This window comes from Bhargavaea ginsengi (genome assembly GCF_900109165.1).
Taxonomy (GTDB): Bacteria; Bacillota; Bacilli; order Bacillales_A; family Planococcaceae; genus Bhargavaea; species Bhargavaea ginsengi.
Genome location: NZ_FNZF01000002.1, coordinates 259,489 through 272,109 on the forward strand (window position 1 = coordinate 259,489; position 12,621 = coordinate 272,109).

General features: G+C 54.0%; 12 protein-coding genes. 2 read left to right on the forward strand and 10 right to left on the reverse strand.

Features of this window, described 5'->3' with window-relative positions:
• Nucleotides 1-11: 11 nt before the first annotated feature.
• The 5 genes from hrcA to gpr all read right to left on the reverse strand — a co-directional run bounded on the left by hrcA (nucleotide 12) and on the right by gpr (nucleotide 6,141).
• On the reverse strand, nucleotides 12-1,037 hold the full coding sequence (gene hrcA, locus BMX91_RS06495; protein ID WP_092052143.1) for a heat-inducible transcriptional repressor HrcA: 1,026 nt from the start codon (nucleotides 1,035-1,037) through the stop codon (nucleotides 12-14).
• A 93-nt stretch (nucleotides 1,038-1,130) separates the two neighbouring features.
• Nucleotides 1,131-2,270: a radical SAM family heme chaperone HemW gene (gene hemW / locus BMX91_RS06500; protein ID WP_092051266.1), complete on the reverse strand. Its 1,140-nt coding sequence runs from the start codon at nucleotides 2,268-2,270 to the stop codon at nucleotides 1,131-1,133.
• 58 nt (nucleotides 2,271-2,328) lie between these two features.
• On the reverse strand, nucleotides 2,329-4,158 hold the full coding sequence (lepA, locus tag BMX91_RS06505; RefSeq protein WP_092051268.1) for a translation elongation factor 4: 1,830 nt from the start codon (nucleotides 4,156-4,158) through the stop codon (nucleotides 2,329-2,331).
• 87 nt (nucleotides 4,159-4,245) lie between these two features.
• Complete coding sequence (gene spoIIP, locus BMX91_RS06510; protein WP_092051270.1) at nucleotides 4,246-5,064, reverse strand: stage II sporulation protein P; 819 nt, start codon at nucleotides 5,062-5,064, stop codon at nucleotides 4,246-4,248.
• 21 nt (nucleotides 5,065-5,085) lie between these two features.
• On the reverse strand, nucleotides 5,086-6,141 hold the full coding sequence (gene gpr / locus BMX91_RS06515) for a GPR endopeptidase (protein ID WP_092051272.1): 1,056 nt from the start codon (nucleotides 6,139-6,141) through the stop codon (nucleotides 5,086-5,088).
• A 162-nt stretch (nucleotides 6,142-6,303) separates the two neighbouring features.
• On the opposite strand from gpr, the gene rpsT reads away from it, so the two are divergent.
• A complete protein-coding gene (gene rpsT, locus BMX91_RS06520; RefSeq protein ID WP_092051274.1) occupies nucleotides 6,304-6,555 on the forward strand; it encodes a 30S ribosomal protein S20 in 252 nt (83 codons plus the stop codon).
• 466 nt (nucleotides 6,556-7,021) lie between these two features.
• Here rpsT and BMX91_RS06525 read toward each other — a convergent pair whose 3' ends face one another.
• Nucleotides 7,022-7,357 (reverse strand): hypothetical protein, encoded by a 336-nt coding sequence (locus BMX91_RS06525; RefSeq protein ID WP_092051275.1) that lies wholly within the window; start codon nucleotides 7,355-7,357, stop codon nucleotides 7,022-7,024.
• Nucleotides 7,358-7,624: 267 nt separating this feature from the next.
• Nucleotides 7,625-8,647: a DNA polymerase III subunit delta gene (gene holA, locus BMX91_RS06530; RefSeq protein WP_092051277.1), complete on the reverse strand. Its 1,023-nt coding sequence runs from the start codon at nucleotides 8,645-8,647 to the stop codon at nucleotides 7,625-7,627.
• Between the two features lie 179 nt (nucleotides 8,648-8,826).
• On the opposite strand from holA, the gene BMX91_RS06535 reads away from it, so the two are divergent.
• Complete coding sequence (locus BMX91_RS06535) at nucleotides 8,827-8,961, forward strand: YqzM family protein (RefSeq protein ID WP_092051279.1); 135 nt, start codon at nucleotides 8,827-8,829, stop codon at nucleotides 8,959-8,961.
• A 53-nt stretch (nucleotides 8,962-9,014) separates the two neighbouring features.
• On the opposite strand, the gene BMX91_RS06540 is transcribed toward BMX91_RS06535, so the two are convergent.
• From BMX91_RS06540 to BMX91_RS06550, 3 genes are all read right to left on the reverse strand, one after another.
• A complete protein-coding gene (locus BMX91_RS06540) occupies nucleotides 9,015-11,213 on the reverse strand; it encodes a DNA internalization-related competence protein ComEC/Rec2 (protein WP_177168303.1) in 2,199 nt (732 codons plus the stop codon).
• A gap of 80 nt (nucleotides 11,214-11,293) precedes the next feature.
• On the reverse strand, nucleotides 11,294-11,854 hold the full coding sequence (locus BMX91_RS06545; protein WP_092051282.1) for a ComE operon protein 2: 561 nt from the start codon (nucleotides 11,852-11,854) through the stop codon (nucleotides 11,294-11,296).
• Between the two features lie 69 nt (nucleotides 11,855-11,923).
• Entirely contained in the window at nucleotides 11,924-12,547 is a 624-nt protein-coding gene (locus tag BMX91_RS06550; protein ID WP_177168304.1) for a helix-hairpin-helix domain-containing protein, read from the reverse strand.
• Between the last annotated feature and the right edge of the window lie 74 nt (nucleotides 12,548-12,621).

The window sequence follows — 12,621 nt, forward strand, 5'->3', positions numbered from 1 at the left end:
TCGGACAGACATCATTTCAGATGACGGCCCAATTCGCGGGAGAGGCCGCGGCTCATGTAATCGAGCACTGACACAACACGCGCGTAGTCCATCCTCGTCGGACCGACAATGGCGATTGCGCCCTTTCTGCCCTCGCCCGCTGTATAAGAAGCAGTGATGACACTGCAGTCTTCCATGGCCAGATGGCCGTTTTCCGACCCGATCCTGATATGGATCCCGTCACCCCCGAAATCGAACAGCAGCGCAGCAAGCGGTTCATCTTCCATGTAATGCATGACCTGACGCGCTTTCTCCGGATCATTGAACTCAGGCTGTGTGAGCATGTTCATCCGGCCGCCAAAAAATAGCCGCTCTTCATTGGTCGCGTTGAGTGACTCACGGAACGATCTGAACATGTCTCCGTACCGGCCGACATGACGCCGGAAAATGCCCGAAATCTCGGTTTCCATTTTCCTGTCGATCTCGTGGAGAGGCACCCCCACAAGATGCTCATTAAGGATGTTCACCATCCGTTCAATGTCCGACGGGTGGATATCTTCCGGAATATGGAAATTCCGGTGCTCAACATGGCCGCCGTCGGTGACGATGATCGCAACTGCATAATCATCCGAAAGCGGAATGATCTGGAACCGCCTTACCGTGTGCTGCCCCACGTCCGGCCCGAGCAGAATCGAAGTGTAACTGGTCAGCTCGGATAAGATGTCCGCAGTTTTCCGGATAATCAGTTCCGTCTCAAGCAGCCGATCGTCGAAAATGGAACGGATCCTTTCAAGATCCGTCCTCTCCAGACTCCTGGTCCGGAGAAGATGATCAACATAAAACCGGTAACCCTTCTCGGACGGCACCCGTCCGGAGGAAGTGTGGGTCTTTTCGAGAAGCCCCATTTCTTCAAGATCGGCCATGTCATTACGGATGGTCGCCGCGCTGAACGGTACGGTTTCGAGTTTGGATAATTGGCGCGATCCGACAGGCTGGGCCGACCGGATGAACCCGTCGACGATCGCTTGCAAAATATGCAATTGACGCTCTGTCAGCATGATCATCACCTCTGTTAGCACTCCTTTATATCGAGTGCTAATATCTATACCCAATTTATCAAAACCCGATGCGCCCGTCAAACAAACTGCGCATCATCCGAGAAACTTCTGAAACACTTCATTTCCAAGAAAAACTCCCTTTTGGGTGAGCCGTACGGCTTCATGGTCCTCTGCGATTAGCCCCTGCTCCGTCAGGTCACGGATTTCAGTGCCATAGACCTCGTCCAGCGGTTTGCCGAACCGGCGGCTGAAATCATCGTAGCGGACACCGGCCGTCATCCGGAGACCGAGGAACATCTCTTCTTCCATTTCTTCTTCTAGGGTCACGGTGTGATCCTCGAACACAGGCCGGCGCCCTTCGTTGACCGCATTCATGTATTTCTTGAGTGGTCCATGGTTGGAGTATCGGATGCCGTTGGCATAACCATGCGCACCTGCCCCTGCACCCGCGTACGAGCGGTTTTGCCAATAGAGCTTATTGTGGACTGATTCAAAGCCCTCAATGGCGAAGTTGCTGATTTCATACTGCCTGAGTCCGGTATCCGCCATCCGTTCGATCAGACGGGAGAACATCTTCGCCTCCGTGTCCTCTCCAGGAAGCGGAAGCAGATCCTTGTTCATGAGGTTATAAAAGATCGTCTTAGGCTCTACGATCAGAGAGTAGGCGGAGTAATGCGGCAGGCCGAGTGCAAGTGCACGGTCAAGTGTATCTTCCCACTGCTCCATCGTCTGTCCGGGCAGACCGTACATGAGATCAATGCTGATGTTCTCAAACCCTTCATCCCGGGCTTGCCGGACGACCCGTTCGGCATCCCCGGGACTGTGCGTCCGCCCGAGCCGCTCCAGAAGTCCAGCGTCAAATGACTGGACACCGATGCTGAGCCTTCTGACCCCGTTCTCCCTGAGTATGACGAGCTTGTCCGGTGTCAGTTCGTCCGGGTTCGCTTCAGTGGAAAATTCAATCAGGCGCTCCGTGGGTACAGCTCTTCGGATATGGGCGAACAGTTTTTCGAGCTGTCTGTTGTCGAGCGCGGTAGGCGTCCCTCCACCGATAAATATCGTGAGCGGTCCTTCCGCGCCGAACATACCTTCCTCGCGCATCATCATCAGCTCTTCCCCAAGACAGTCGATGTATTCGTCCACCGGCTGGTTTTTAAAGAATACCTTGTTGAAATCGCAATAGAAGCAAATCTGGTGGCAGAAAGGGATATGGATATAGAGTCCGTCTGTCATGTTGTATTTCCTTCTTTCATGCGAAAAAAGGAGGCAGGTCCGCCTCCTTTTTCCGGTGTTAGGATTTATCCTCGTCCATGCTGAGGACGGCCATGAAGGCTTCCTGCGGCACTTCAACGGAACCGACCTGCTTCATGCGTTTTTTACCGGCTTTCTGCTTCTCGAGAAGCTTTCGCTTCCTGGAGATGTCTCCGCCGTAACATTTGGCAAGAACGTTTTTGCCCATGGACTTGATCGTGGAGCGGGCAACGATCTTATTTCCGATCGCAGCCTGTACAGGCACCTCGAACTGCTGCCTTGGGATAAGCTCCTTCAGCTTCTCTACAATCGCCTTGCCCCGTTCATAGGCAAAGTCCCTGTGGACGATAAAGCTGAGCGCATCTACTTTTTCGGCGTTGAGGAGAATATCCATCTTCACCAGTTTGCTTGTCCGGTAGCCGATCAGCTCATAGTCGAACGATGCATATCCTTTAGTATGGGACTTTAGCTGGTCGAAAAAGTCATAAACGATTTCGGACAGCGGGATTTCGTAAAGGATGTTCACCCGTACCGAGTCCAGGTAATCCATCGTCAGGAAGTGACCCCGCTTGCGCTGGCAGAGCTCCATGACGGCTCCGACATAATCGTTCGGCACCATGATGGATGCCTTGACATACGGTTCCTGCACATCTTCAATTTTTTGCGGGTCAGGCATCAGGGATGGGTTGTCCACTTTCAGGACATCCCCGTCTGTCATGATGACATCATAGATAACGCTCGGCGCCGTCGTGATGAGGTCGATATTGAACTCCCGCTCGATCCGCTCCTGGATGATTTCCATATGGAGCAGGCCAAGGAATCCGCAGCGGAAACCAAAGCCGAGCGCCTGGGAGGTTTCCGCTTCATAAGTCAGCGCAGAGTCGTTGAGCTCGAGTTTCTCAAGCGCCTCGCGGAGATCGTTGTACTTCGCCGTATCGATCGGATACAGACCGCAGAACACCATCGGGTTGAGTTTCCGGTACCCCGGCAACTGTTCCGAAGCGGGATTGGCTGCACTAGTGATCGTGTCCCCGACATGTGTGTCCGCGACGTTTTTGATGGAAGCCGTCAGGTAACCGACGTCGCCGACCGTCAGTTCGTCCCGATGGGTCGCTTTCGGCGTGAACACACCTGTCTCGACTACTTCGAATTCTTTGCCCGTTGCCATCATCCGGATTTTGTCACCGGGACGCACGGACCCTTCGACGACCCTGATGTAGGTGACGACACCGCGGTACTGATCGTAAAGCGAGTCGAAGATCAGCGCTTTTAGCGGAGCCTCGGGATCGCCGGTCGGTGCCGGCACTTTTTCGATGATCTGTTCCAGGATCTCTTCAATCCCGATCCCGGCCTTTGCGGATGCATGCACCGCCTCGGATGCATCGAGTCCGATCACATCTTCGATCTCCTGTTTAACACGCTCGGGATCTGCCGCCGGGAGGTCAATCTTGTTGACCACCGGCAGGATCTCCAGGTCATTGTCCAGTGCCAGATAGACGTTGGCCAGCGTCTGGGCTTCAATGCCCTGAGCCGCGTCCACGACCAAAATCGCCCCTTCACAGGCGGCGAGGCTCCGGGAGACTTCATAGGTGAAGTCGACGTGCCCAGGTGTATCAATCAGGTGGAGGATGTATTCCTCTCCGTCCTTCGCCGTATACGTAAGCTGAACGGCATTTAATTTAATGGTGATTCCTCTCTCACGCTCGAGGTCCATCGAGTCGAGGAGCTGGTTTTTCATCTCCCGTGAGGTAAGGGTTTCGGTTTTTTCCAGTATCCGGTCGGCGAGCGTGGATTTCCCGTGATCAATGTGTGCAATGATCGAGAAATTCCGGATGCGCTCCCGACGTGCAAGTCGTTCTTCGCGGTTCATGCTGTCCACTCCTCTGTAAACTAGTATGAATTATAACAGTGGACAAAACATGATTCAATCCGGGGCCGGCCAGGAGCCCAATGTTTTTCAGCCGCCGGCCAGAACTTCGGCCGATGCCTTTGCGACAATGGCCGCTGTACGGTTCAGCTCTTCTTCCGTATTTTCCGTCCCGCCCATCTCGACCAACAGCACATTCGGACCCAGGTCCTGGTTGTAAATCCCATCCACGCCGTGGCCGCTCTTCCGGAAGATTCCTTTGGAAATGCCCGGAACGAGCTCGTTCATCCTTGCCGAGATGCGCTCGGCCAGCTGGCGATTGGCTTCGTGTCCCCTGTGATCTTCCCCGATCACGAAATAGACTTTCGCGTAAGGGCCGTCGGCATGTTCAAGCGTCGTTCTGTTTCGTCCCAGTGAGTCACGGTGAACATCCAGGACAAGTGAGTACGCGTCCGCCTGGATCTGCTTCTGGACATGTGGCCTGATGGCTTTGTAAGCCCTGCTGTGCGGGACACCGTTTTTGCTCATCTGGCCGGCATTGTCATAGTCCAGGACATCGAGTGTGATGCCGTTCATCGCGAAGTGGGAGGAAAACGCCTCCCCGAGATTCATGATGTTTTCCTTGCTATGGGAGACGGCTGCCTTGCCTTCCTTCGCGCGCAAAATCGGAGCGAAGGCTTCATGGGAATGCGTAAAATACATGAGCGCCCGACCGTTTTCGCCGGGCTCCGTCGCCTCCCCGCCGTCCTCCACCTCAAAGTCGAACAGGTTGGCAGCGTATACCAGCCGGCCTGATTCCGGAGCAGCCTCGCTCACATCCTGCTGAAGGCCGGGGATTTTCACTGTAATGAACGGCATCAGGAAAAGGAAAAGGATCAGCCATGTATAGAACTGCCACTTTTTCTTCATCAAAAAATCCCCCCTCCCGCACTATATGGCGGGAGCTGGGGATTCAGAACCTGGAGCGGATGGTGACAGCCACTTCACCACACCCGATGAAACCAATGTGGCGTACTGAAGGATCCACGTATCGGTCTCTTTCGGCGTGACGAACATGCTCTGCTCATCTGACGCCAGCACTTCCTCGAACAATTGCTGTTTGTCTTCCTTGGACCACTGTGACCATTCGCCGAAGATCGGCTTCAGAACTGTTTTGTCCGTCTCTTTTGTTTTGTCGTGTAGCCATGGCGTGACAGCGAGCGCGGATGATGGAGCGTTCTTTTCTTCAATCTTTGAAGCAATATAGTTGAACACGGATTCGATCGCGTCGGATACCATGACCGGGCCATCCACGACTGTAGGCACTCCAATCGCCGTCACGGGGATGCCGAGCACTTCCTTCGAAATCTCTTTCCGTTCGTTCCCGACGCCCGATCCGGGGTGGATGCCGGTGTCGGTCAACTGGATCGTCCTGCAGAGACGCGTGCTGTCCCTTGCCGCAAGCGCGTCGATCACAATGATCAGGTCGGGCCTGATCTTGTCTGCCAGCGCATGGACAAAATCACTCGTCTCAAAACCGGTCTGTCCGGTCACCCCCGCCGCATAGGCGATGAGGCCTGGGTCCTCCGAATAAAATGCCGGGACTGCCTCCTGTAGACGGTCGATTGCATAAGGCCCGACAGCATCCGGTGTAACCGAGCGGTTGCCGAGACCCACAACAAGCACTTTCGGATCGTCCGACAGTCCGAGCGGCTCATGCATTTCCCTAAGCTTGTCGGCAAGCAGTTCTTCAAGTTCCACAAAACCCTCGGAATCATCTGCCGTCAGGCCCGGTGCGGTCAGGGTGATATAAGTACCCGATTTTCTTCCGATTTTCTCTGCACCCGTTTCATCCACCCTGATTTCGGTCACGATAAAACGGCCTTTCCGCTTTTCCCGGAAGTCGATTCCGCTTGATTCCTTCAGCTTTTCTTTATCCTTTTCGGTCCGGTGTCTGACCATTTCTTCTGTTTCGTCTAGCAGATCTGTTCTGCCGAATTGCATCATGTCACTCACCTCCAGATCAGTATGCCCGGGTGTCAAGGGAATATTCTTTGCGTTTCATGATTGCAATCAACGTGTGGTTTTGATAAAATGTTGTCTGTTGCATAAAGGCAGGCCTTGCAAGAAGGCCTCTTCATGATCCGACCTTGAATGGAGGTGAATCCATTGGCAAACAGCAAACAAGCGATTAAACGAATCCGCCAGAACGAAGCTGTCAGCGCTCAAAACACAACGCAGAAATCTGCAATGCGTACAGCGATGAAAAAAGCAGAAGCGGCGATTGCCAACAACGACGAGAACGCACAAGAGCTTCTGAAAGATGCGATCCAAAAACTCGACAAAGCGGCTAACAAAGGGCTGATCCACAAGAACACAGTTGCCCGTCAAAAATCCCGCCTTACGAAAAAAGCCCAGTAATCTATACTCGGCTTTCCTACCGTCCTCCATCCGGCTTCCGGATGCGGGCGGTTTTTTCATGGACGGAAAGAACAAAAGCGCAAGCGCCCGTTTAGCAACGTACAAACTGGAACCCTCCGCAATGAGATAAAGGAAACACGGTGAGGAACGAACCGATGTTGACTTATCGTAGTGGAGAAGAGTGAAGTTTGCCAGTTGCTGGGCGCTGGAGCTGGACGGAACAAAAGCGCAAGCGCCCGCTTAGCAACGTACAAACTGGAGCCCTCCGCAATGAGATAAAGGAAACACGGCGAGGAACGAACCGATGTTGACTTATCGTAGTGGAGAAGGGTGAAGTTTGCCAGTTGCTGGGCGCTGGAGCTGGCCGGGGAAGTCATGTGAATAGCCATTATCCACAGAGTGACGTTTTATAATTTCCTAAGCAATCAAAAAAGCCGGTACCCCCGTAAGGAGTTCCGGCTTTTTTTCATTGCACTTGTGAGATTGGCATCGAACGCTTTTCTGCAGGTCTGAGGTAACGCCAGTATACGATTTTGTCGGACTCGTCATAGCACACCGCGATGGTCGCATGAACGAATTTTTTGGAGAATATTCCCCTGAATCCGACCGGCCGGTACTGCCAGCGGTCCATTTCTTCTTCCCATTTCTCGTATTCATAGATTGGAAGCATGCCTGCCACCCGTTTTTTCAGGCCGACTTTTTTCTTCCTGTTCATCAGGATGGCTGTTGTTTCCGACCCGACCTTGATGACCGCGCATTTGTACTCTTTCCTGAGCAAGCCGTGGATTTCATCATCCATCATTTGGATCACCTCATGGGAAGTTGTGGGTGTTGCTAAGGCATTGGCTTGTGGCGTTAACGCTAATTGATTCACATGACTCAGGACGCGGTTGACCTTAATTACCCCGTACTATACCCCCTTTCACAATAAGGAGCAACCCTTTAAAATAATCTTTTTATTCAAAGTGAAAGCCGTCCGGAAAACCGCTGAAAAAGCCTTACTTCGGCCGTGCCGGGAAAATCAAAAAAACTGCAGAACAGGCCTTTTGCCTCGGTTCTGCAGTCTGGTTTATCTGACTCCGTTCACTTTTTGCATCAGTACGAGTTCGAGCACCCGTTCCCGGTTGCCGGAAACGGTCTTCAGCCGGAGATCGGCGTCTGCAAGCCGTGAGAGGGTGGCGAGCAGGCGAGCATCATCGGCCATCTTCCTGTTTTCGAGGATAAGTTTGACACGGTACGGATGGACTTTAAGTTGCTTGGCGATCTGGTGCTGCTGATAACCTTTTTTCTTCAGGGCGTTTACCTGGATCATGAGCCTGACCTGATTGGCAAGGAGGGCATTCAGACGGATCGGCTCCTCCTTATTCTGCAGAAGGTCCCTGTAGATCATGAGAGCTTTGGCAGAGTCTCCCTGCATGTATGCGTCCAGCAGCTTGAAAGCATCGTCCTCCGGAGTCTTTGTGACGAGAAGCCCGACTGTATCTGTTCCAATCTCCTGACCCTCGCCGGAATAAAGCGAAAGCTTTTCCATCTCAGAACGGAGACGGACCATATCCTCGCCTGCCGTTTCAATCAGGAGGCGGACGGCGGCATCTGAAATCTTGCTGCCCAACCGGACGGCCTCCTGCTTGATCCATGTTTCGATATCATGAGGCTTAAGCGATTCAGCTTCCAGGCAGATCGCGTGCTTGCGGAAAGCCTTAACGACTTTTTTTCGTGCATCCAGCTTCTCGTAAGGTGCAAGAAAAAGGACGACCGCAGATTCAGGCGGATGGGCGAGCCAGTCCATCAGCCTGTCCAGGTCATGTTCAACTTTCTCCTTTCCCTTTTCGGCTGCTTTCAGGAACGATGCATTCCTCGCGATGATGAGTTTCCGCTCGCAGAAAAAAGGAAAAGTATCCGCCTCCTCGATCACCGCCTCGATTGGGGTTTCATCGAGATCAAACGTAGTCAGTTCCGACGCGGCGGCGTCGGGCATGGCATCTTTCAGCCGTTTCTCGGTTTCATCAAAAAAATACATTTCAGGTCCGCTGACCAGATAGACAGGGGCGATGTCCCCTTTGGCCATGCTTCTCCAACTATCCGTGAACATGGTGAACACTCCGTTCCGATTCAAAAGATGCTGTTGCTTTATTATACATGAAGCATGGCCGCTCCACAGTTTGTGAAAGTTTCATGAACCCCGTCAGATCTATCCTGGTTGTTTGTCTGCATTATAGCTTTTTTCGGCATCATCCCTTATAATATGGTGGAACCATAGGAGGGGTAGCAATGAACGAATTCGAACAGAACCCGCAGACGAAACGCAACGATGTCATCGACTCGGGCGTTGGCTTCATCGTATCCTTTGTATTCTTCTCACTGATCTTCGTCATTGCGACGGTCATTGAACTCGTTGCACGCTGATCAGGACGGAGGCTTCCGGTAAACCGGAGCCTCCGTTTTTTGTTGTTCTCCGATTATCTGCTGTCGGACTGAATGACACGGCCTTTGTGGTAGATGAACGTGATGGTACCCTGTTCTGCAGTTGAAACCGCCGGAAGTCCTGCTTGCCTGAACCGTTCCGTAACTTCCGGATGGGGATGGCCGTACCGGTTCCTCCGGCCGGCGGAGAAAATGGTGATCCCAGGACTGGCGGCGTCGACGAAAGCGGCGCTGCTTGATGTACGGCTTCCGTGATGGCCCGCTTTCAAGACGGTCACCGGAAGAAGAGCGCCGTATTTGGCGATGAGCCGTGCTTCCCCTTCCTCTTCCAGGTCACCCGTGAACAGCACGCTGAAATCGTGCTGTTCGAGATGGAGCACGAGAGAGTCATTATTGCCCCGGTATTCCATCTCGTATGGGCTGAGATAGCGAAACGTTATGTTGCCGTCCGTCCAGCCGGTACCTTCCATCACTTCTCTGACTGGTATTCCGGCTTGCCGGGCAGCCCGAATCACATCTGCATACCCTTCCTCCCGGTACGTGCCCGGCCCGATATGGATTTCTTTCGCACGGATCTCTCTCATCACTTCTGCTGCCCCTTCCGCATGATCGGCATCCGGATGGGTCAAAATCAGCTTGTCCACTTTCGTGATGCCTCTCCCCTTCAGAAAGGGAACAACCACCCGCTCTCCCACTCCGGAGCCGCCGGACTGTTCCTTCCCCTCTTCCTCTCCAAACCCGAGTCTTCCCCCGGTATCGATCAAAATCACCCCTTGTCTAAATGGAAGCTCGATAAGTGCCGAGTCCCCCTGCCCGACATCAATGAAGTGGACACGGATTCCCGGTGTCAGATACGGGCCTGCATGGACAATCAGGCATACCGATACCAGGACGGCGCATGCGGACCGGTTTTTTCGGGCTTCCACCAGCAGGAAAAAGAGAACAGTCGCACAAATGAGCAAAAGGAGTGCAGGCAGCCCGGGCCTGCCCGGCGTCCAGACGCTAAAAGGCAGTTCCGCAAACAGCAGGATGAGCTCCCCCAACAATTCCCTGAGCGGAACATAAAGTGAAAACAGCCACCCGGCTAAACCGGGAGCCAGAAATGTCAGCAACAGGAGCACCAGGTTTGCAGGCAACACGACTACCGAAAAGACAGGGACAAACAGAAGATTGGCAGCAAATGATGACAGGGATGTCTCGAAGAAATGATAGAGAAGAACCGGAGTTACCGCGACCTGACAGATGACCGTTACCAGCCACGCCTGATGCAGTGCGCTCCGTGCAGTTGAGAGGATAGAAGAAGAATGGATCAGTGCAAATGCTGCAAGATAGCTCATCTGGAAGCCGGGCTTGGAAACGGCGTGGGGGTCGATGAGCAAAAACAAAATCATTCCTGCTGAAAACAGCAAATCCAAACGGGGTTTTCCGGATTTGGATTCCGGCATCAGCAGCATAAGCGAAATAAGAACGGCCCGCCAGACAGGAGGGGCCCCGCCTGCCAGCATCGCATACACGGGAAGAAACAAAATGAGCCCGACCCGCACGACATTCGTCCTGATGCCGAGCCTGAGAAGGATCTCCCTCAGCAGAAAAATGAGAATGCCGACATGGAGGCCAGAGATCGCAAAAAGATGCGTGATGCCGAGCCTTCTGTAGGCGCGCTCGTCATCGGGGTCGGTGGCGGACCGCTCGCCGATGATGAGCGCTTGCGCTTCGGCAGAGACGGATGGGGGGAACTGTTTTCTGATATGGCCGCCGAGCGCCTCCCTCCACCTTCTGATTATGGCCGGCATTCCGGGTGCCGGTCCGGCATAGCCGGCCTCCTGCAAACGCAGGATTCCGGCAGCTTTTTCCGCTTGCAGCCATGCCCCCATATCAAAGGCATAGGTGTGTGCCGGCGGATCCGGTTCCTCCAGTTCAGCAAGGATGTGATAGCGGTGTCCGGCCACACCGTGCCGCAAAAAAAGGTTCCGCTCTTCTTCAGACCGGAACCTGTAGGTTACATACCATCTGTTGCCCGCAGAATCGGCGGCAAATCCTTTCAGCACGCCGTCCGCAACCGAAACTTTGTCCGTCCATCTGATTTCCTCAGGGATATCCGGACGGGCGGCAGGCTTTTCCACTGTGCTGAACCAGGCATACGCGCCTGCCGTCACGGCCAGCATAGCCATCCAGACAGGGAGCGGTTCCCGCTTCATGGCCGCTGCGATCACAGCGGGTAAAATCAGTGCCATGAATATCGGAGAGCCCGTACTTGCGGCAGCCGAGGCCAGAACGGGAAGAGCCAGGTACATCACAGGGTTGTCAGTCAGTTTCAGCCAAATAGTGCCTTCACCTTCCTGCCGTATGCCTGAAGTTCTTCCTCGGGTGCGCCGGCATCCTTCAGCCTGCTCAGCAGTTCCTCGTAAAGTCCGATCTTTTCCTCCGCGAGAAAATCAACTTCGCGCTCTTCGAACGGAACCTTGAGCACCCGCACGCCGGCCTGCTGGAGCAGCTGTTGGGCATACTCGTTATTTTTATAATCCGTAGCATATACAAGTTTGGATATCCCGGCCTGGATGATGGCTTTCGTGCACTGCAGGCACGGGAAATGGGTCACATAGATTTCAGCACCTGCCACCGGGGAGCCGTATTTCGCACATTGGAGCAGGGCGTTCATTTCTGCATGGATGGTCCTTACACAATGGCCGTCGACGACATAGCATCCTTTGTCGATGCAATGGTCCCCGCCGGATATTGACCCGTTGTATCCGCCGGCAACGATCCGGTTGTCCCTGACGATCGTCGCTCCTACCGACAGTCTTGTACACGTGCTCCTAAGTGCCAGCAAATGGCTCTGCGCCATGAAGAATTGATCCCAGCTAATCCGCTCCATTTAGTCCGCCTCCTGTAATTCAACAATTCACTACACTCAGTGTATCGGTGCACGCGCCTGGATTCAATGTCATTTTGCCGTAATGAGTTCCTCAAGCGCGGCGAATGTCTTTTCCCCGATCCCGCTCACATCCTTGAGCGACGCCGGTTCGGTAAACGGGCCATGCTCGTTTCTGTGCGCGATGATTGCCTCCGCTTTTGCCGGACCGATCCCGGGAAGCGTCATCAGTTCCTCCGCCTCGGCTGTATTGAGGTTGACCTTGCCGTCGTCCGCCCCGTAGACAGGCGGAGCCGCGGCCGCCATCCCCTCTGTCCCCTCCCCTTCCGGAACATTAAAGGGGACATAGACGACCATCTCGTCCCGGAGACGCTCGGCATGGTTGATGGCATCGGGAACGGCGTCGGGCAAAAAGCCGCCCGCCCTCGCGATGGCATCGATCACCCGGTCCCCCTCCTCCGCCTTATAGACGCCGGGTTTTCCGACAGCCCCTTTGACATCAACAAAAATGACCGCAGCGGACGCATCCGCACGGTCATCGGCACTGATCGGGTCAATCCCGTCAGAAACTGGTATGAATGAATCCGCAGGCACGCCCGCGGTTTGGGCTTTCGAATACAGGATAAAAGTCAGGATCAGGACAGAAGCCGCAATCAGGGGGATCAGCTTCCTCCAGTTCATCTTCAGCCATTCCAAGAAAGGTTCACTCCCGTGGAAGGCGGACATGGAGTCTCTTTCACTATACCCGAAGCCCCGTTCATTGGGAAGGC